The 20,367-nt window shown below is 42.6% G+C and carries 15 protein-coding genes; 8 read left to right on the forward strand and 7 right to left on the reverse strand.

The features are described 5' to 3' along the window. Positions 1 to 135 precede the first annotated feature (135 nt). Positions 136 to 2,022 carry a putative porin gene (locus tag ALE3EI_RS07115; protein WP_186987600.1) on the forward strand — a complete coding sequence of 629 codons (1,887 nt, stop codon included), beginning with the start codon at positions 136 to 138 and terminating at the stop codon, positions 2,020 to 2,022. Positions 2,023 to 2,070: 48 nt separating this feature from the next. Here the strand turns inward: ALE3EI_RS07115 and ALE3EI_RS07120 are convergent, their stop codons facing one another. From ALE3EI_RS07120 to ALE3EI_RS07150, 7 genes are all read right to left on the reverse strand, one after another. After that, positions 2,071 to 3,735, reverse strand: a complete 1,665-nt coding sequence (locus ALE3EI_RS07120) for a hypothetical protein (protein WP_186987601.1) — start codon at positions 3,733 to 3,735, stop codon at positions 2,071 to 2,073. Positions 3,736 to 3,757: 22 nt separating this feature from the next. Next, positions 3,758 to 4,270 (reverse strand): hypothetical protein, encoded by a 513-nt coding sequence (locus tag ALE3EI_RS07125; protein ID WP_186987602.1) that lies wholly within the window; start codon positions 4,268 to 4,270, stop codon positions 3,758 to 3,760. Beyond that, positions 4,267 to 5,517: a DUF6638 family protein gene (locus tag ALE3EI_RS07130; protein ID WP_186987603.1), complete on the reverse strand. Its 1,251-nt coding sequence runs from the start codon at positions 5,515 to 5,517 to the stop codon at positions 4,267 to 4,269. The genes ALE3EI_RS07125 and ALE3EI_RS07130 overlap by 4 nt, the downstream gene beginning before the upstream one ends. Next, positions 5,517 to 7,481 carry an AAA family ATPase gene (locus tag ALE3EI_RS07135; protein WP_186987604.1) on the reverse strand — a complete coding sequence of 655 codons (1,965 nt, stop codon included), beginning with the start codon at positions 7,479 to 7,481 and terminating at the stop codon, positions 5,517 to 5,519. Before ALE3EI_RS07135 ends, ALE3EI_RS07130 begins: the two co-directional genes overlap by 1 nt. After that, positions 7,481 to 8,536 (reverse strand): hypothetical protein, encoded by a 1,056-nt coding sequence (locus ALE3EI_RS07140; RefSeq protein ID WP_186987605.1) that lies wholly within the window; start codon positions 8,534 to 8,536, stop codon positions 7,481 to 7,483. Before ALE3EI_RS07140 ends, ALE3EI_RS07135 begins: the two co-directional genes overlap by 1 nt. Positions 8,537 to 8,576: 40 nt before the next feature. Then, positions 8,577 to 9,920 (reverse strand): coiled-coil domain-containing protein, encoded by a 1,344-nt coding sequence (locus ALE3EI_RS07145; RefSeq protein ID WP_186987606.1) that lies wholly within the window; start codon positions 9,918 to 9,920, stop codon positions 8,577 to 8,579. A gap of 358 nt (positions 9,921 to 10,278) precedes the next feature. Continuing rightward, positions 10,279 to 11,421 carry an acyl-CoA dehydrogenase gene (locus ALE3EI_RS07150; RefSeq protein WP_186987607.1) on the reverse strand — a complete coding sequence of 381 codons (1,143 nt, stop codon included), beginning with the start codon at positions 11,419 to 11,421 and terminating at the stop codon, positions 10,279 to 10,281. Positions 11,422 to 11,566: 145 nt separating this feature from the next. On the opposite strand from ALE3EI_RS07150, the gene ALE3EI_RS07155 reads away from it, so the two are divergent. The 7 genes from ALE3EI_RS07155 (at position 11,567) to ALE3EI_RS07185 (ending at position 20,354) form a co-directional block, all read left to right on the forward strand. Then, on the forward strand, positions 11,567 to 12,631 hold the full coding sequence (locus tag ALE3EI_RS07155; RefSeq protein WP_186987608.1) for an anhydro-N-acetylmuramic acid kinase: 1,065 nt from the start codon (positions 11,567 to 11,569) through the stop codon (positions 12,629 to 12,631). Between the two features lie 160 nt (positions 12,632 to 12,791). Next, a complete protein-coding gene (locus tag ALE3EI_RS07160; RefSeq protein ID WP_186987609.1) occupies positions 12,792 to 14,018 on the forward strand; it encodes a Glu/Leu/Phe/Val dehydrogenase dimerization domain-containing protein in 1,227 nt (408 codons plus the stop codon). A gap of 80 nt (positions 14,019 to 14,098) precedes the next feature. After that, positions 14,099 to 15,505 carry a sodium:proton antiporter NhaD gene (nhaD, locus tag ALE3EI_RS07165; RefSeq protein WP_186987610.1) on the forward strand — a complete coding sequence of 469 codons (1,407 nt, stop codon included), beginning with the start codon at positions 14,099 to 14,101 and terminating at the stop codon, positions 15,503 to 15,505. A 144-nt stretch (positions 15,506 to 15,649) separates the two neighbouring features. After that, complete coding sequence (locus tag ALE3EI_RS07170; protein ID WP_186987611.1) at positions 15,650 to 16,351, forward strand: MotA/TolQ/ExbB proton channel family protein; 702 nt, start codon at positions 15,650 to 15,652, stop codon at positions 16,349 to 16,351. Beyond that, the gene (locus tag ALE3EI_RS07175; RefSeq protein ID WP_186987612.1) at positions 16,351 to 16,743 is read left to right on the forward strand and encodes an ExbD/TolR family protein; all 393 of its coding nucleotides are present in this window, start codon (positions 16,351 to 16,353) and stop codon (positions 16,741 to 16,743) included. Before ALE3EI_RS07170 ends, ALE3EI_RS07175 begins: the two co-directional genes overlap by 1 nt. 126 nt (positions 16,744 to 16,869) lie before the next feature. Then, positions 16,870 to 17,691 (forward strand): energy transducer TonB, encoded by an 822-nt coding sequence (locus ALE3EI_RS07180; protein WP_186987613.1) that lies wholly within the window; start codon positions 16,870 to 16,872, stop codon positions 17,689 to 17,691. 158 nt (positions 17,692 to 17,849) lie between these two features. After that, positions 17,850 to 20,354 (forward strand): T9SS type A sorting domain-containing protein, encoded by a 2,505-nt coding sequence (locus ALE3EI_RS07185; protein ID WP_186987614.1) that lies wholly within the window; start codon positions 17,850 to 17,852, stop codon positions 20,352 to 20,354. The last annotated feature ends 13 nt before the right edge of the window (positions 20,355 to 20,367 follow it).

The raw sequence follows: 20,367 nt of genomic DNA on the forward strand, positions 1-20,367 counted from the left end.
TTTTAAATGGCACTAATCCTTAACTCCCAATTCCTATCTCCTACATGCACAAATAAGAAAAAACCTGTTTCCAGCGTTATATACTGATCCAAATTTCCAATCAAAAGTATACCTTTGCAGCGTAAGATCATTTTTATGAGGAACACACTTTTGCTACTTCTCAGTTTAATTGCTTCGGCAGGAGTGTATTCGCAGGATATTTCTTCAGAAAAACCTGAAAAACCATCCATTGAACTCTATAAGATCATTTCAGCAGATAGGGATACAACCTATGTTGATACCACACTTACTATCCAAAAGGAATATAAATTCAATTATCTGCGGAAGGACAATTTCGAACTGCTTCCTTTCTCAAATGTCGGTCAGACCTACAATTCATTGGCATACGATTTCGAATCACAAACCCTAAAACCAGGTTTTGCGGCTCAATCTCATCATTTTGCCTATCTGGATATTGAAGATATTAACTATTATCACGTTCCGACTCCGCTTACCGAATTGTATTTCAAGACCGCCTTCGAACAGGGTCAGCAAATGGACGGGTTTTTTACCGTGAATACCAGCGAACAGTTTAATTTTTCGGTGGCATATAAAGGAGTACGTTCTTTGGGTAATTATCAACACATTCTCGCCAGCACAGGAAATTTCAGATTTACAACCAATTATCATACAAAAAATAATCGCTATAGATTAAGAGCTCATATGACGGCTCAGGATGTTTTGAATCAGGAAAATGGCGGACTCACTCCAAATTCATTGGCCTTATTTATGAATGATGACTCCGAATTTGAGGATCGCGGCAGATTGGATGTAAATTTTGACAACGCCGAAAATAAACTTGAAGGACTGCGATTCTATGGAGACCATCAATACGAATTGATCTCCAAAAAAGACAGTCTAAATTATACAGTTCTTACCTTAGGAAATGCCCTGAGTTACGAAGATAAATTCTACGAATACCGACAGAATGCCCCTTATAGTCCGTTGGGGGTTTCCTTTAAGACTGAAAACCTGCTGGATAAAGTAACACTGGAAGATTTCAACGCACAGGCATATGCCAGATTCGACAATGCCATTTTGGGGAGCATTACCGGATTTATTGGTTATACAGATTACAATTATGGTTATGATGCGGTGTTGATCTTTGATGATAACCGAATTGGAAACCGGATAAAAGGAAACCTGATTCACGCGGGAGCGGCTTATAAAAAGCAGTATCGCGGATTTGAACTATCGGGAAAGGGGGCGATAAATATTTCGGGCGACCTGGATGGAAACTACCTCACTGCAGCTGCTTCGTTTGCCTTTAATGAGGTTAATAAGGTAAAGGCCTCGGTCAATATACATTCGGTTGCACCTAACTTTAATTTTTTGCTGTTCCAGAGTGACTATGTGAATTACAACTGGCAAAATGATTTTAACAATGTAAAGACACAGGAACTTAAGTTTGAACTTACTTCAGAAAAGCTTATCAATGCCAGCGTGAGCTATACGGGAATAGACGATTATACCTATTTTGGAATAAAAGCCAACGATTCTACTCCCACACCCATGCAATTTGGAGAACGGGTGGACTATCTAAAAGTAAAGGTCGAAAAGGAAATACGGTATAAGAATTTTGCTTTGGCCAATACCATCCTTTTCCAACAAGCGGTAAGTGGAGATGCGGTGTTTAATGTACCTCAGATCATCACGAGACAATCCTTATATTATCAGGACCATTGGTTTAAAAAGGCACTGTTTCTACAAACCGGAATTAATTTTAAGTATTTTTCTGAATATAACATGAATGCCTACGATCCGGTGTTGGCAGAATTCTATGTTCAAAATGAACAAAAATTAGGCGGATTTCCTATGGTAGACCTGTTTTTTAATGCCAAGGTGCGACAAACCCGTATCTACATTAAATACGAACATATTAATGCACTCTTCGGAAACTCTAATGATTACTTTTCCGCGCCGGGTTATCCTTTTCGCGATGCAGTTATTCGATTTGGACTCGTTTGGAACTTCTTTTTATAGCAAGGTATACGTCCCCACACTGAAGAGAGGATTTTGGGAAGATATTTATTAATTCAAACTATCTTTTATTGTCGGCTTTGGTATGAATCCCGAATCGATCATTACACTATCGATCTCGGTGAGAGGCACAACATCAAATTCTATTTTGTTCGGATAAAGGTCTTCTTCGGAAAGATTTTCTGAAGCCTTCCATGTTTCACCTAATTGTTCCAGTATCGTGGATTCCCATTTCGACGGGTGCTTGGCATCCACCCATATCACATCGCGGTATTCTACGTCTACCAATGCGAGATCGGGCGTCGCAGCCCCATCAAATTTTTTGCTGTCATCGCGTTTGGCGGCAACGGTACACAATACGAATAAACGTTTTCTACCAGCGATGTGTTTTACGAAAGGTCTAAATTCTACGGGTTTGTTGACCGACCAGTCATATTCTTTTCGAGATTCCACCACCTTTAAAGGCATGGCCGAAACTCCTGCCATTCCTTGTTTTTTGGCTGCATGATTATAATAGTACAGCGCATCGGAACCATCTGCGGGGATAAATACGCTAAACGATAAACTGGTTCGCTCTTCCCCTATGGGTTCAAGTCCGAACCAGTGGTAGAGTCCGCTGTAAGCCTCAGTATTCATTCCGGTAAAATCGAAGTCGGTAACGAAAGGTTGTCGGTTTTCATCGTCTTTCAGGTCGGGAATCTTAACGGCAGTTTCCATATTCCATGGCAACGGATCTGTAAAGCCTCCCAAAAACTGCAGAGACTGTGCTTGCAGTCTCGAAACTTCTTCGGCTAACATATTCTGACGGGTTAAAAAAGGATGATTCTTTATTTCGGAAGGAGGAATATAAGTTCCCTTTCCAATAGTGATACGTTCAAAATAATCGCCCACATCATGCGCGCCGGGTTCTATGATCATCACACCGCCGTAAGATGGATATGGGAAGAAAAACCCTTTCCATTTTATAAGGCTTACAACTTGAACCCATTTCCCCTCATCATTTTTCATATAAAACACTTCGCTGGGTTCTAGCGTGAACAACTGAAAGAAATTAAAGCGCTGCACCACCGCATTATAGGTGTTACGGCTAAAGGCCAGAGATTCCCCTATGGCAAAGGTGATGGGTATTCTGTTCCCGTCCGAAAATCTAGGAAACGGAGAAGTACTTTCCACGGTAAACAGTTCTTCGGTGTTATCGTTCATGCGCTGCCACATATATTCTTTGGCGGGTTGCACGGCCATGGTCCATTGGTTGGAACTGTCGATCCGTACCAGCTGTGGCGGTGACACTTCCTGTGTTTCCCCGATCGATTCGTAGGCCATAGTAACAATGTTGTTGTAAGGCTGAATTCGTTCGTTGCGGGTTAGAGGTAATTCGTGAATTTCGGTGCGATTCAGATTTTTGTAGACATTATAGGTCTGCATGTACTGATAAAGTTCCAGTTTCCAGCCAAAAAACCAAATCGTTGCGAAAAAGGCTGCGATCCCCAAAAGGATCAGGATTCGTCTCCCCGCTGTGGGTGCGTTTCGGAATTTAGACAAGGTAAATACCAAGAAAAGCAGGAGTATTAATATGACGAAGATGTATTTCCGAAGAAATAATAAAGCCGGCTGATAGTCATCCCTGAGGAAAAACAATAGTAAAACAAGGATCGCACCACTTATAATTAGGATCCTTTGTTGTTTCCTGCCTTTTTGCCAATATGCTTTTATCATAATTTTTCGGTTTCAGTATTAACTACTTGATCATGCCCTTATCTTTTAGCCGGTCACGCGCACTTTTCTGTTCGGGAATTTTGGCATGTGGATCTTCTTTCAGTAACGGTTCTTTTACAGGGTCATCATCACCGTCGGTAAGGTCTTCCACAAAATCCTTTCCCTTCTGAAGGGCTTTTTCCAGATTTTCTTTTTTTACACTTTCCCCGGCAAACAGGAAGAGCGACGCGATATAGGTTCCTATGAGAATGCCTACAATGGCTGAAGCAAAATACTGAATGTAGAACGCGTTAAATGGAGTTACAAAACTTACCACTATGGCCAGTAATAACAGGAAAAACGTGATCCAGACCAGTCGCATTAAAAAGGCTTGCCGGTGCACAAATCCTTTATTGTTTTCGGGCTTCATCTGCAAGTCTTTGGCATGCATCATATGATTAAAAAACCGGTAGATCTTGTTGCTCTTCGATTCGCTCCAGTACATAAGAATACCTGTGAGTATTGAGGCTATAAATACTATGATTTCCAGTGTCATACGCTTTCGGTTTTATGAGATTCTAAGATACAATCTATTACCCAATCTTTATAGTTTTCATTCCATTGGCTATAATTGCTGTAAAAATTTTGCTTGTCGAACCAATACAGATGGAGCGGGTCTATGGGCATCATTTTACATATAAGAGTATTGATGAGTTCTTTGTGCTCTTCCTCCAAAGCCGAATGAGGTGCCAACAAGGCTTTTAAGAACATGGGCGGAACAACTTCGTCTTCCTTTAATTCCCGCTCTACGATCTTACGCTGGTTAAAACGCTCAACACTCAGCAATTGCTTCTGAACTTCCGGATCCAAAGTATTGAGATATTTTTTGAAAAGAAACTGACTGGCGAGGATCTCGTTTAAAGGATGTTCTGTTGCGCTGAGATGGGAGGAGAGTAAATGTTTTTTTATGCGTTCGTACCTATCGGTTCTGGCAGCTTTATGAAGGTCCCGTTCCACAATAAGGTGGTGTTGTAAGGTTTCTATTAACTCGGTATGATCGATATGATACAACAACACATCATGACTGGTATCCTTAATGGCTGTATTAAAAGTTTCTGTTGATTCGAAGATCATTACAGGTTTAATAAAGTCTTTCAGTATAAATACACCTCCAAATGCCCGGGTATAAAATGAACTTACCGGGAGATTCAGAACTTCCAGCAGTAATTTTCGTGTGCGAAGATCTCCATGATCTCTGGCCGATTTCAATATTTTATGGTGCAGCTCCCGGTTTATAAAATTGTTTCCTTCGTTGAATTGAGCTACCAAGTCCAGCTGTTGCCGTTGTTTTTTCTCCAGATCGTTAATTAATTTAAAAGTCACTTCAATTTTAGTGTAATACAAGAGATCCAACGGATTGTGATAGGCATCCATCTTCTGGTCGAGATGGATACAGATAGCCGAATCTTTTGTAATATCTTTTATTTCCTTTCGGTACGCAGCAAAAACGGCCCGTATGAGATCGCGATCGAAACTGTGAAATGGCATATAAACAGGTAATTGTTCCTGTTGAGGGGAAACCAGTATGGCATTGCTGTTTGCTTCGCCTATGTTGAGGTAATACGGATCTTTTCTTTCTTCGGAAATCTCCGGACTCCAGCCCATGGCGTCCACTTTAAAATGAGGAAGGGTTGTAGGGCTTAATCCCAACACGGCTAAACATTCATTATAACGTTTTACCAATGCCCCGGAAAGCGAAATGAGTCCGCCACCGTAAAGTCCCGCCGCCTTTAGTTTTTCCATTATTGGTCTCCTTCTTCAAAAATTCTTCGTGCTTCCAGCTGAATGTTCATATCATGCACCCGCTGATCCACTTTGCGTTTAAAATCGGTATCGGCTATTGTTGCCACATTGTCGAGATATCGAATGGCCTCCTGTTTTCTGATGTCTGAAAAGTTGAGTCCTTTCATATTTTGTTTCATCAAGTCCTGCAGCATGGTAAATTTGGTGTCGTAATCTTTTCTGAAATACAGGCTTGGGTCTTCAAACCATTCTGAAGGCAGGTCGAAATCGGTTAAACGGAGGGAAACAGCGCTCTGAATGTTTCTGATGTCACGGGAAGAGAAGAACGGAAATGCTTTTTGAATATTTTTAAACAACGCAGCGTAGAACAGATGCTCGGTATCCTTGTGTTTCTTTTCGGTCTGCTCGTAGATCTCCAGCACTTTTTCTTCCGAAGGTCGTTCTACATTGCTCAGGATCTCTCCAAGATTCTTGGCAAGCCCTTGATCGCTGAGATAAGTGTAGTCTCCCGGGCCGCTCATATTTACAAAACCGGGCATGGTTTTTTCGAATTTTCTCCACCACAGATAATCCTGATCGATAAAATCGGGGATCGTACGGGCTCCATCGATCTTAAATCGTCCCTGCACTCTTGAAATCACGGCCTTGTCCAGCATTTCAGGAAGGTTGGTAAACAGTCCTATCGAACTATTGCCATAGTTTACTGCGTAGGCACCTTCGGTATAACGCAGGAACACTCCTATAACCTCCTTAACCCCGGCAGATACTCCTTGTGCAGTACGCTCCTGCAGATTGTTTTCGGCATCATCGATAGGGGCAAATATAAGTTTGGTGGGATCCTGCAGCGGCTTCATCCATTGAACCATTTTTTCGGCCGACCCTCCCTGAAAGGTAGAGATGAGCGTATCTGGCATGGGATGAAACAGAAATGGGATATCCAGTTCGTCACAATGTTTTTTGAGTCGGGTGGCAATGGCAGCGATCAACATGCTTTTCCCCGTACCCGGAATTCCATAGCCCATAAAAACCGGCATAAAGCCACCTAATTCCTGAAAAGGATTCTTTTTAGCGGTAAAATCATAGCTCAACATCCGTTCGGTAAGTCTGCGGGCAAAGTGCTTGGCATCGCGGTTACCCACGATCTCTTCAAACTGGATTTTATTGAACTCCACACTTTTTGCCGTGCCTTCAAAGACATTTTCCCAACCTGAAACGGCAAACTCGCTTTTCTCCAGTTTATAGGTGCGGTCTACTATGGTTTCGGTGTATTCCAGCGCACCGATTCGCAGCTGTATTTCGGTAATAACAGCTTCAAAGAATACTACTGTAAAGTCGACCACGTCTTTATCGGAAGTAATGATCTCGGGATGATTAAGGTATTTATCCAGATAGAACAACAGGCAGGAAATTCCCTTTACAGGTGACATGAGGGACAACTCCGGGATCCCGGCAAATTTGTTCTTCATCACGCTCAGGTCTTCGGAAGCCACCGGTTTTAGGTCATAGAGAATGCGGTAGGCGATTCCGTATAGCATGAAGGCTGTCGCGGTTTGCATCTTCGAATCGTACTCACGACGTTGAGAAGCATCGAAACTTGCCTTTCGCTCATTAAGGGCAGTAAGCCCTGATGCATCCGAGTAGCTGTCCTTTAACCAGATACCGGTAGCAATGCCCTCTTGGAGTGCATATAACGCCTCATTTAAATGCAACGGAATGGCAACCGAATCGGGTAGGAGACGTTTTTTTAGAGAGAGTATGGTTTTGGAAACAGAGATCACCTCACTGGCATGTGTGCCATTGGCTTTAGACAAGTATAAAAGTATAGAGCTGTCTTTTTGATCCTTATCGCGGTTTTTGGCTTTAGCACCCTGTTCCCAGCTAACACCTTTTAGATAGGAAGTGGCTTCTTCGCGAAGATTGGCAAGTTCGGAAAGTTTTATAGGAAAAGTTGAATTGTGTTCCATTATTGTAATTTTAGCGCCTCGATCTCTATCGGGTCCTTGCTTAATTTATTTATTTCCTGTGGAATCTGGTCGTACAGGGTCTGCATCACTCTGTGAGGGCTGAGTAAGTACTTTTCCGGTTTCGATTTTTCCCACACCTGTACTTTCGAGAAATTGAAAAAACTGCCCTCGTTCCAATCTCCAATAGAATTGATCTCTTCAATTGAAAGCGATATTGCGAAGGATGACAGGTCTAGGTTCTTATTAACTATTCCTTGAAGGATGGTGTGAGTGATCTTTAATTCATCCTTGGCAAATACATTATGTAACGGTCCCAGATCGAGCTTCCGTAGTTTCTTTGGCCATACCTTGGTTAATTTTTTATCGATGGCATACGCCATCATGTCCAGTTCCATATCTCTGTCGGCAACGCTCTCCAATACCTTATAGATCTTTTCGGTGTAATTATCGATAGTATCCTTATACAGATCGAAGTACATAAAACAGATAAAGGGACGGTTATAGGTAACATCGTAAAAAGACCAGCTTACCATATATTCCGGACCGAATTCGTCTTTGGTTCTAATGATTTTTCCCTGAACGAATTTCCGATAGATAAACTTCTGGTCTACCGAATTATAATATACAATACTGGCAGCCTGATATAATTTATCTTTTCTGATATCTTCCTTCTCCTTTAATAGCTTCTCGAGAAACTGACTCTTTATTTCTTCAATCTTAGGAAGTTTACTAAGGTGTTCCTTTTTTAAGGAAAGGTCGTTATACAGATAACGGAATTCCAGATAGTTTGGAAAACCCGATTCGGTAAGGTCTACCTTCAATTTCTCCTCTTCATCGTATAAATATTTAACACGAAAAGCCTCTATGGAGTAGAGAAGCAGTTCGCAATACTGCTCGATGTAGGTCACCTCCAACTCATTACAGATAGAATGCTGTGAAATACTTTTAACCAACTCATTAAAAGCATGTTGTACAATTTTAAAATAGACCGCATACTGTTCTTTCGTTTCAAGAACAGCACTGTCCAGCGGTGTTACAATTTGGTTTACGGACATTAAATGTGGTTTAGACAGTTAGGGGCGTTCAACCAGACAACTATCCTAACAACTCATCGTCAGCGGAAGGTTTTGGTTTTTCGGGTGCCGGGTCATTGTCTTTTCCCGAAGAAGCATTCCCATCGGAAGCATAATATTCTTCAAAGATCTCTTTCATATCGATACCGTATCGATTGGCAAAATCCTTTTGAATTTCGGCATCTTTCTCACGGATCTCCTGAAGGGACTCGGCATAACTGGAATATACGCCCTGCATCACTTTTTCGTGTACCGGAATATTGTCCATCATCTCCTGACGCGCTTTGGCGCTTGCAGTATGCATGGCGGCCAGCGTCTGACCAATATGTTCGTCGGTTTTTACTCCCAGATGTTCCAGGATGGCGGCAAATTCTTGATCGGTACGCGCCTTTAACGCAACAACATAGCCATCGTAGTATTTTAAACGCTCGTCGGTGTCACTCTTTAATTTGGCACGATGCGTCTGCAGATTGCTGCGTAGAGAGGTAAGTACTTTTATAGTTAGGTTATGCTTGTGTACAAAGCTGTCTTTACTTGCAGCCAATGTGGTATAAGCATTTTTAAGGCCTTCCAGCTCTTCCACTTTTTGCTCCAGCTGAGTGATCTTGGCAATGGCATCGGAATATTCGGGAGATTGTTTGTCGGTTACTTCCTCCAGTTCCTGGCGTGCTACCTTTAGCAAGGCATAGTGCTCTTCCAGCTTTTGCTCGGTTTCCTGTTTCTTTTCAAGAGCCTTGTTGTGGTTGTTACTGGCTTCCACAATGGCATCCTGTAGCTTATCTTCCACTTCCTTGATCTCAACTTCCCGGTTCTTAAGACGGGAGACAGCTGCCTGACTCTTATATGAAAGTTCATTAAGCAGTGTTTGAATATCGGCACTTTCAATACGTTCCTGAAACATTTGTTTGGCTTTCATATCGGCACCTTCACGTTCCTTTTGTGCGGCTTCCAGTTCGGCTTGCTTTTTTCGAATACGCGCTTTGCGCCCCCAAAGGTTGTTCCACCAGTTGTCTTTTACATTTTCGGCCTCTTCCAGTTCTATCCGAGCCCGTTCCAGGCGTTTTTGGGCGCTATCGATCACCTTTTGCTCGGCAGCATTTAAGGTAGAGAACTTTTCGAAAATGATCCCGACTTCATCCTGATAATCGGTGAGGTCTTTAATAGCATCGAGTAGTGACGAGCGATCTTTTTCGGCCATACCTACTACGTCATCCAGAGTAGCGTTGAGGATCTTTTGTCGCACTTCGGGATCGTCTTCTTGCGCCAGTTTAGACTTCATCTGGTCGACTGTCTTTCCCCAATTAACTTCTACGTTCTCCTGTTTAGAGTTAGAGTCGGTTTCTAATAGATCGAATTCATCGGACATAGGAATGGCTATTTTAAGGTTATTGAACTTTAAATTTTGGAGTCTCAATTTCGGTAAAAAAATTGAGTTTGAAAACTGAATCGTGAAAAGCTTTGTCTATTTGTCGGTGTCACCGAAATTTTGTTACACCGTTTGACCTTTCGGCTAGTGAACTTTTCGCGAGAGGGGCCCGCCTTCGCTGCCGTGGCAGCGAAGGCGGGCTTGTAGCAGCGGCATCCTCTTTCCGGCAGCCGGGGGCAGCCGGAAAGAGATATAGCGGATAACCCGGTTTTATTGCGCCGCCGCAGGCGGCGCAATAAAACTCGCCATAAAAAAAGCCTTTCAGAACGAAAGGCTAAACATTAAAATTCAGGTTGTGTTATTCTCGTAAAAGTCCTCTGGAGATCACGATCTTCTGTATCTCGGAAGTTCCTTCGTAGATCTGAGTGATCTTGGCATCTCGCATCATACGCTCTACATGATACTCTTTTACATATCCGTTTCCGCCATGAACCTGTACCGCTTCTACGGTAACATCCATAGCAACCTGTGAAGCGTATAATTTTGCCATGGCTCCGCTCATATCGTAATTTTTTCCCTGATCCTTATCCCAGGCCGCTTTCATCACCAGATGTCTGGCAGCAGTAATGGAAGTATGCATATCGGCAAGCTTAAAAGCAATCGCCTGATGATTACAGATCTCTGTACCAAATGCCTTGCGTACTTTAGAATATTCGCGTGCCAGTTCGTAAGCACCGGCCGCAATTCCCAGCGCCTGAGCAGCAATTCCAATTCGGCCGCCACTTAAGGTTTTCATGGCGAACTTAAAGCCAAATCCGTCTTCGCCAATGCGGTTTTCCTTTGGAACTTTTACATCGTTAAAGATAAGGGAATGGGTATCGCTTCCGCGAATTCCAAGTTTGTCTTCTTTGGGTCCGATCTCAAAACCTTCCCAGCCCTTTTCTACGATAAGAGCGTTAATTCCACGGTGACCCTTGTCTCGGTCTGTTTGAGCGATCACCAGATAATAATCTGCCGTTCCCCCATTGGTGATCCAGTTTTTTGTACCGTTTAGCACATAGTGATCACCCATATCTATCGCCGTTGTTTTTTGAGAGGTTGCATCGCTCCCTGCTTCGGGCTCACTTAGGCAGAACGCCCCTATGGATTGCCCCGTTGCAAGTCTGCTTAGATATTTTTGTTTTTGTTCTTCAGTTCCAAATGCCTGAAGTCCGTAGCAAACCAATGAATTATTCACCGACACGATCACCGAAGCCGAAGCATCCACCTTACTCAATTCTTCCATGGCCAGTACATAGCTCACCGTGTCCATTCCTCCTCCTCCGTATTTTGGATCTACCATCATTCCCAGAAAACCAAGTTCTCCCATTTTCTTTACCTGTTCGGTGGGAAATTCCTGTTTATTATCACGTTCAATAACACCCGGCAATAATTCGGTTCTTGCAAAATCGCGGGCTGCGTCGCGTATCATTAAATGTTCTTCGGAAAGGCTGAAATCCATAGGTTTTGCTTAAAGGTAATATTCAAAAAAAAGAGCCACAAAGGTACTCCTAAAATAGCAATTACCAAAACTGAAAAATATCAAATGTGCCACATAATATTCATCTGTTGCTGTGCTGTATTCTAAGTTTAATACATTTGTGATTATGCACAAAGACCGGTATCATGTTTTAGGAGTTATGAGCGGAACCTCGCTGGACGGGATCGATATAGCCGAACTCGATTTTTCGGTTTCCGAAAAGAACGAATGGACGTTCAAAATAATAAAGGCAGAGACCATTCCGTATCCCGACTCCTGGCGACGGATCTTAAAAGAAGCTGTTTACTTTTCGGAAGGGAGATTAAAGACGCTGAATGAAGAGTACACTTTGTATCTGTCGGAATGTATTTCTGTATTTATTAAAAGGCATGACATAGCAGACCTCGATGCGGTTTGTAGCCACGGACATACCATTTTACATCGTCCCGAGGCAGGAATTACGTTGCAGATCGGGAATTTACCGAAACTTGCTACCCTCATTGGTGAAACCGTGATCTGTGATTTTAGAGTGCAGGATGTTGCATTGGGTGGACAAGGTGCACCATTAGTTCCCGTTGGAGATCAATTGTTGTTTAATGAATATGATTATTGCCTCAATCTGGGTGGTTTTGCCAATTGTTCATATGGGAATGACGGAACCAGGATAGCATACGATATTTGCGGAGTGAACATTGTATTAAACCACTACGCCACTCACCTGGGAAAAGCTTACGATCATGCCGGTGATCTTGCTGCTTCAGGGATATTGGATATTCATTTATTATCAAAACTCAACGCGCTTCCGTTTTATGATAAGACACCCCCAAAATCCTTAGGTCTGGAGTGGGTACAGGAAAATGTTTTTCCGGTGCTAAAGAATTCCGGTCAATCGACCTTAAATATTTTAAGAACCTATACCGAACATATTGCCATTCAGCTTTCACGACAATTCCGTGAGCATTCTTCTGTTTTTATCACAGGGGGAGGGGCCTATCATGATTTTCTCATTTCACGATTGAAAGCAATTTCTAATATGGAGATCATTTTGCCTGAAAAGGCAATCATCGAGTACAAGGAAGCCTTGATATTCGGACTCTTAGGGATACTTAAACTACGCGGAGAGGTTAATTGTCTGTCCAGTGTGACTGGGGCAGAAAGGGACCATTCGACTGGGGTGATCTTTCATAAATAAAAAAAATGTAGGTTTTTCAATTAAACTGACGATTAAATAATTTACTTGGTCAATTTCCATAAATTTTACACAAAATCAATACACAGCCTATTCCATTTTTTTATATTTGTGGCTGCGCCTTTGTTCATACTCAGGTGATCGTTAACCCACCGTTACCTTCATGAAAGAACTTCTCAAAAAGTACGAAGAAAAAGAACCAGAAATTGTTTTCCATTGGAATGACCCCGAAACAGAAGCCGAAGGCTGGACCGTGATAAACTCATTGCGAGGCGGTGCTGCCGGAGGAGGTACGCGTATGCGTGTGGGATTAGACAGCAATGAAGTGCTATCGCTGGCAAAGACCATGGAAGTTAAATTTACCGTATCAGGTCCTGCAATAGGCGGTGCCAAATCCGGAATTAATTTCGATCCTAGTGATCCCCGAAAAAAAGGAGTTCTGGAACGGTGGTACAAAGCTGTTTCTCCATTACTGAAAGCGTATTACGGTACCGGTGGGGATTTAAATGTTGATGAGATCCATGAAGTCATCCCCATTACTGAGGAGAGCGGAGTATGGCATCCACAGGAAGGTGTTTTTAATGGCCATTTCACGCCTACAGAAGCCGATAAGATAAACCGTATCGGTCAACTTCGTCAGGGCGTCATCAAAGTATTGGAGAATGTTCAGTTTTCTCCCGATGTATCCAGAAAATATACGGTAGCCGATATGATCACCGGCTATGGTGTGGCAGAGGCAGTGCGTCATTATTACGACATCTATGGCGGAAGTGTGGAGGGAAAACGTGCGGTAGTACAAGGATTCGGAAATGTAGGTGCAGCGGCGGCGTACTACTTAGCTCAAATGGGTGCAAAAGTTGTTGGAATTATCGACAGAGTTGGTGGTTTGATCAATACCGATGGTTTTAGTTTTGAGGAAGTTCAACAATTGTTTCTGAATAAGGATGGTAATACGCTAAAGGCAGATAATATGATGTCTTTTGACGAGATCAACAAAAAAATATGGACTCTGGAGTGTGAGGTTTTTGCACCCTGTGCTGCTTCCCGGTTAATCACCCAGGATCAAATCGCGTCTATGATAGAAACCGGTCTGGAAGTGATAAGTTGCGGTGCCAATGTCCCCTTTGCAGATAAGGAAATATTCTTCGGATCGATCATGGAATTTACCGATGAGAAAGTAAGCCTTATCCCCGATTTTATTAGTAATTGTGGTATGGCCCGTGTGTTTGCTTACTTTATGGAGCGTAAAGTACAAATGACCGATGAAGCCATATTCAACGATACATCAATGACTATCAAGAATGCAATTCAGAATACATTCGACAATAACAGCTCTAAAACAAATATTAGTAAAACGGCTTTTGAAATAGCCCTGAAACAGTTAATTTAGTGCCATTCAAGACGCACATCATTCTCGTTCCGTCCTTAGGGCGGAATTTCGTTTAACTTTAGTTAAGAACCTCCCGATTTATGGAATCAATTATCATCTTAATCTTTGTAATAGGATACCTTTCCATCACCCTCGAACATCCTTTAAAATTAGATAAAACAGTACCGGCACTTATCATGGCAGCGCTCATCTGGGCTGTACTTGCCGTCGGTTTTCACGCAGGATGGTTCGATATTATTAATACAGAAGAACAGGCTTTTAATTTTCTCTCGGGAGGCGAAGCGGCCGAAGAAGGCTTTAACGGAACGCTATTACATCACCTCGGTAAAACTGCCGAAATCCTTATCTTTCTTATAGGAGCAATGACTATTGTTGAGATCATCGATCTTCACCGTGGGTTTGAAGTGTTAAAAGGCGCTGTTAAGACTAAAAGCAAAAGAAAATTACTATGGATTATTGGGATATTGGCGTTTATCCTATCCGCTATCATCGATAACCTTACCGCTACTATTGTTTTAGTTACCTTATTGCGAAAGCTCATTCACAGAAGAGAGGATCGCTTGTGGTTTGCGGCTATGGTTGTTATCGCTGCTAACGCGGGAGGAGCCTGGTCTCCAATTGGGGATGTTACCACAACAATGCTCTGGATTGCTAATAAGGTGACGGCCATGGGGCTTATAGAGTTCGTTGTTATTCCTTCTGTGGTTTGTTTTGCACTGCCATTTTTAGTGGCAAGCTATATGAAACCCTTTCAGGGAAATATTGAAGTACATGCCGAGGAGGATCTGGAAGCTGAAAAACTACTAAGTAGCCGCACTATGCTGTTCTTAGGATTGGGAATGATCGTTTCGGTTCCTGTCTTTAAGACGATTACTCATCTGCCTCCCTATATGGGGATGATGCTGGCATTGGGTGTCGTTTGGCTCGTTTCTGAATATATTCATCCTGAAGAGGATTTTACAAAAGAACGACGGCATTTGTACTCTGCCCATAAGGCCTTATCGCGAATAGAAATATCAAGTATCTTATTTTTCCTCGGAATCCTTATGGCGGTGGCCGGACTTGAAAGTCTGGTTTACGGTGTGGTTCACGGGGAGGAGGTAGGAACCCTTCGATATCTTGCTGAAGCCTTACAGGGAGCCATTCCTCGTGAAAGCGAAATTTGGTTCTTTCTAGGGGAAGACCTTGTGGTGATGCTCTTGGGAATACTTTCGGCCATCATAGATAACGTTCCACTTGTGGCGGCCTCTATAGGTATGTACGACTCTCCAACCGATTCTGTATTATGGCACTTTATTGCGTATTCTGCCGGAACCGGTGGAAGTATGCTTATTATTGGTTCTGCTGCGGGTGTAGCCGCTATGGGGATGGAAAGAATCGATTTTATCTGGTATCTGAAAAAGATAGCATGGCTTGCATTTCTTGGATTTGCCGCCGGTGCCATTGTCTTTTTGATCATTGAAAGAGTCATATTTCACCATGCTTAACAATTTCTTAGTGTGATCGTCGTTATTCAATTTGAAGCAGTTGTCACAAATCTTTATTATACTATTTTCTAACTCAATAAACAGAAAATTCTACCTGACTTTATGGAACACTGTATCCGAATCAGGTTTAAACCAAAGTAACCTATGCTAAACTTCTTTATTCAGGATGGTGTTGACCCTGCACTACAGGACTTAGAACCGGTAGTAGAAGAAAAAACGCTTTCCGTAATGGAACTTTTAATGAATGGCGGACTCGGAGGCCAGATCATCATTGCTGTACTCTTTGTGCTACTTTTTGTAGCGGTCTACATCTATTTTGAACGCCTTTTTGCGATCAAAGCGGCTTCCAAACTGGACAGTAATTTTATGAATCAGATTCGCGATAATGTTGCCTCCGGAAATATTCAGGCTGCGAAGGTGCTATGTGTACAACAGAACAGTCCGGTGTCCCGACTTACCGAAAAGGGAATATCGCGTATCGGTAGTCCGTTGGAAGATATTAATACCGCCATCGAAAATGCTGGGCGTCTTGAAGTATATAAACTAGAAAAAAATGTAAGTATACTCGCCACTATAGCAGGGGCAGCTCCAATGATTGGTTTCCTCGGAACCGTAATTGGTATGGTTTTGGCATTTCATCAACTGGCAACTAGTAGTGGTCAAGCAGAAATGGGAAGCCTTGCAGAAGGAATTTACACCGCAATGACAACAACGGTAGCCGGTTTGATCGTGGGTATTATCGCGTACATGGGATACAATCATCTCGTTGTGCGAACCGATAAGGTAGTACATCAGATGGAGGCGACAGCCGTAGACTTTTTAGATCTATTAAACGAACCTGCGTAATGAATTTACGAGGAAGAAATAAAGTAAGCCCGGAGTTCAGTATGAGCTCAATGACAGATATAGTTTTTCTGTTGTTGGTGTTTTTCCTGCTCACTTCTCCGGCAATAACACCCGATGCGCTGGACCTGATTTTGCCCAAGGCTAAGGGAAAAAGTACCAATGTGCAAAAGGCTTCGGTAAGTATTACCAAAGATGGAGCATATTATGTGAATAAGGAACGTGTAAGCGAATACAGTATCGAATCAGAATTAAAAGCAGCACTGGCCGGACAAGAGGAGCCAACGATTATTTTGCGTGCCGAAGAAGGGGTGCCAATTGAAGATGCTGTTTTTGTAATGGATATTGCAAATAAGAATAATTTTAAAGTAGTGTTGGCGGTTAGACCCAATTAGGTTTTTAATTGAGCGTTCCTCTCCTTCGCTCTCATATGGAGCTTCGGCAGGGTTGCGAAAACAACAACGACGAGTCCCTAACACAAAGGGAAGGAAGCAAGATTTCCTTCCGAAGAAAAAGAAAAAATGAGCCTTTTAGATACAGAACATAAAAAGAAGAGTATGACCATCACGGTAATTCTACACGTGATCATCCTCATTTTATTGTTTATCGTTGGGCTTACCTATCTCGATCCGCCGCCGGAGAACGGGATCGCGGTAAATTTTGGAACTACAGAAACAGGCAGTGGGAATATCCAACCTACCGAACCTATAAAATCTCAACCAAAGGAATCACAACCCGAACCGGCGAATCAACCAAAATCCGAGATCAAGGAAGAAGTGGTAACTCAGGATAATGAGGATGCGCCCGTGATCAAGAAAGAAGAGACTAAAAAGGAAGTAGTAGAAACCCCTAAAAAAGTAGAACCAAAAAAGGAACCGGTAAAAAAACCCGATCCTACTCCGTCCAAATCGACAAGTGATGCGCTTTCAAGCTTGATTAACGGACCCAAGAGCGATGGAAAATCCAAAGGCAGTGAAGGAGACGATAAGACAGCCGGCGATAAAGGAGACCCTAACGGTGACCCTAATGCCAAAAGTTATTACGGTACTGGAAAAGGACTGGATGGGGATGGGAATTACCTGTTGGGTGGTCGTAAGGCGCTCAATAAGGAAAAGTTTGTACAGGATTGTAATGAGGCAGGAACTGTGGTGGTAAGTATCGAAGTGGATCGCAGTGGCCGTGTTATTAGTGCAACTCCCGGGGTGCGTGGGACCACCAATAATTCAAGATGTTTATTGGAACCTGCAAAAAGAGCAGCACTTGCCACCCGTTTTAATAGTGACGACAAAGCCCCTGCAAAACAAATTGGGAAGATCATCTACCGATTTAAACTTTCAGAATAGTGTGGCTCTTAATATTTAGTCCGGATTTTTTATTTTTCAACCTTCAACCTTCAACCTTCAACCCTCAACCTTCAGCTTTAGACCTTTTTCTTTCCCTTACAGAACACACTAAATTCCTTCCCATTTTTCAGTATCTTTAGTTCTTAATAATTATAGCTATGATCCGAAAATTTACCCTAGTGTTTTTTGGTTTTCTATTGTTGATTGGTTGTGTCGAATCAAACAGAGAGGCTTCAGTAAACCCTTCAGAAAAAAACCCTGATAAGACCCCTCACGACTTTATGTTCATGCAACGTGCTTACCCTTCCGGGGAGATAAAAACTGATGCTTACAGTAAAGCCGTTCAATGGAAAAAGGATCAGCAACAAAGAAACGCCGTGAATCAGGTCTGGGAATTTTCAGGTCCTGTAAATGTTGGTGGCCGTATTACCGATATTGAAATTCCATCCAATGAACCACAAACCTATTACGTTGGAGCTGCTTCAGGAGGAATATTTAAATCCACCGATGCAGGTATCAGCTGGAACCCCATCTTCGATGATCAGGAAATGCTATCTATCGGAGACATCGAAATTTCAGAAAATAACAATGACATTGTCTGGGTAGGAACCGGCGAAGTGAATGCGGGTGGTGGATCTCTTGCTTATGACGGAGATGGAATTTACAAAAGTGAGGATGGCGGACTTACCTGGCAAACCAAAGGATTGCCCGATGTAGGGAGTATTGGCAAAATTCTTATCGACCCTAATAACGATGATATCATTTTTGTGGGTGCTATGGGGCCGTTATTTAAAGATGATACTAACAGAGGCGTATATCGTTCAACCGACGGAGGAAATACCTGGGAGCAGAAATTGTTTGTTAGCAATATTACAGGTGTGATCGATATGGCGATTCACCCAACCAATAGCAATATTATTTATGCAGCCAGTTGGCAACGTGTTCGAAGACCCAATCTAAGGGAATATGGGGGAGAAACCTCTCGCATCTATCGCAGTACCGACGGTGGTGAGAACTGGACAGAACTTACCAATGGTCTTCCATCACTGGCTTCCGAAAAGGGACGAATAAGTATCGATATTTCAAGATCGAACCCAAATGTGTTGTATGCGAGATATGCCGATGCCGCAGGAAGTATCCAGGGAGTTTACAGAACGGCGAACGGTGGCGACCTTTGGACAACGGTCAATTCTAGTCAGTTGACCAATGTAGGATTTCACTGGTGGTTTCGGGGAATTTATGTAGATCCAACCGATGAAAATACAATTTACAACGTCGATTTTGTAGTTGAGAAGTCAACCGATGGTGGAAATTCTTGGAGCACAGCCTTTCCGGGAGTTCATGTAGATCAACATGCTTTGGCCTTTAACGCTTCGGTAGCCGGGGAGGTCTTATTGGGCAATGACGGAGGGTTCTATAAAAGTACCAATGACGGTATTTCGTCTACTAAGGATCTAACATTACCCATTACGCAATTTTACCGTTTTCATGTGGACGCTCAAGACGACGACAAGATTTATGGGGGTTCCCAGGACAACAGTACTATTCGAACCGTTACCGGAAGTCTCGATGATTGGGACGTGATCAATGGCGGTGACGGATTTCAACCGCTGGTCGATTTTACGGATACCAATGTCATCTATGCACTTTCTCAAAACGGCGCCTTACGGAAATCGACCAATAATGCCACCTCTTTTGTAAATGCGACGGTAGGAATTTCGGGTGGAGATCGAAAAAATTGGGATACTCCAATTGCTATGGACCCGAACAATTCGCAGATCATGTACTATGGAGCAAATAGATTGTACAGATCTACCAATGCCGCTGGAAATTGGACAGCAATAAGCCCCGATCTTAGTAACGGTCCTCATACCGGAAATTTGACCTTTGGTACCATTACAAGTATTTCTGTATCGCCTGTAGATAGTGACTATATCTATGTGGGGACAGATGATGGCAATGTCTGGTTTACTAATGACGGTGGTGGCAACTGGGATCTTATTTCAACAACACTACCCGACAGATGGGTAACCAAAGTATTGGCTTCAAGAGATGAACTAAATTCGGTATATGTGACCTTTTCGGGATACCGATATGGAGAAGATGACGGCCATGTTTACAAAAGTATTGACGCCGGCCTAAACTGGCTGGACATCACTGCGAATTTACCCGATATCCCGGTTAATGATATTGTGTTGGATAAGTACGATAACCTTTATCTTGCAACCGATATAGGAGTAATGGTCACCAAGGACCAGACGATCAATTGGGAAGTGCTTGGAACAAATTTACCTTCGGTAGTGGTTACTGATATGCATATCCATGAAGCTTCAGAATATTTGTACATTGGAACCTACGGAAGATCGAGTTATAAGCTCGATATTTTTGGTGATATTTTGAATATCAACGCCGAAGAACGTTCTGTAGCACTGAATCTATACCCCAATCCTGCCACCGATTTTGTAAAAATTTCAATTCCGGGAAATACTAAGACTGTTTCGGTAGCCGTATACGATGCCATGGGACGCCTTATCAGGCAAAAGCAATATGATAACGCAAAAACTGAATACATGTTGTCGCTGGAAACTTTCAGCCAGGGAATCTATTTTGTAACAGTTACTTCTGGCATATCAAAGATTACTAAAAGACTGCTGATTAAATAATAAATACAAAGAC

The sequence above is a fragment of the Constantimarinum furrinae genome, from assembly GCF_014295415.1.
Taxonomy (GTDB): domain Bacteria; phylum Bacteroidota; class Bacteroidia; order Flavobacteriales; family Flavobacteriaceae; genus Constantimarinum; species Constantimarinum furrinae.

Excerpts from the sequence above, each read along its gene's own strand:
- ALE3EI_RS07115 (WP_186987600.1), top strand. The coding sequence starts at position 136 with ATGAGGAACACACTTTTGCTACTTCTCAGTTTAATTGCTTCGGCAGGA.
- ALE3EI_RS07120 (WP_186987601.1), bottom strand. The coding sequence starts at position 3,735 with ATGATAAAAGCATATTGGCAAAAAGGCAGGAAACAACAAAGGATCCTA.
- ALE3EI_RS07125 (WP_186987602.1), bottom strand. The coding sequence starts at position 4,270 with ATGACACTGGAAATCATAGTATTTATAGCCTCAATACTCACAGGTATT.
- ALE3EI_RS07130 (WP_186987603.1), bottom strand. The coding sequence starts at position 5,517 with ATGGAAAAACTAAAGGCGGCGGGACTTTACGGTGGCGGACTCATTTCG.
- ALE3EI_RS07135 (WP_186987604.1), bottom strand. The coding sequence starts at position 7,481 with ATGGAACACAATTCAACTTTTCCTATAAAACTTTCCGAACTTGCCAAT.
- ALE3EI_RS07140 (WP_186987605.1), bottom strand. The coding sequence starts at position 8,536 with ATGTCCGTAAACCAAATTGTAACACCGCTGGACAGTGCTGTTCTTGAA.
- ALE3EI_RS07145 (WP_186987606.1), bottom strand. The coding sequence starts at position 9,920 with ATGTCCGATGAATTCGATCTATTAGAAACCGACTCTAACTCTAAACAG.
- ALE3EI_RS07150 (WP_186987607.1), bottom strand. The coding sequence starts at position 11,421 with ATGGATTTCAGCCTTTCCGAAGAACATTTAATGATACGCGACGCAGCC.
- ALE3EI_RS07155 (WP_186987608.1), top strand. The coding sequence starts at position 11,567 with ATGCACAAAGACCGGTATCATGTTTTAGGAGTTATGAGCGGAACCTCG.
- ALE3EI_RS07160 (WP_186987609.1), top strand. The coding sequence starts at position 12,792 with ATGAAAGAACTTCTCAAAAAGTACGAAGAAAAAGAACCAGAAATTGTT.
- nhaD (WP_186987610.1), top strand. The coding sequence starts at position 14,099 with ATGGAATCAATTATCATCTTAATCTTTGTAATAGGATACCTTTCCATC.
- ALE3EI_RS07170 (WP_186987611.1), top strand. The coding sequence starts at position 15,650 with ATGCTAAACTTCTTTATTCAGGATGGTGTTGACCCTGCACTACAGGAC.
- ALE3EI_RS07175 (WP_186987612.1), top strand. The coding sequence starts at position 16,351 with ATGAATTTACGAGGAAGAAATAAAGTAAGCCCGGAGTTCAGTATGAGC.
- ALE3EI_RS07180 (WP_186987613.1), top strand. The coding sequence starts at position 16,870 with ATGAGCCTTTTAGATACAGAACATAAAAAGAAGAGTATGACCATCACG.
- ALE3EI_RS07185 (WP_186987614.1), top strand. The coding sequence starts at position 17,850 with ATGATCCGAAAATTTACCCTAGTGTTTTTTGGTTTTCTATTGTTGATT.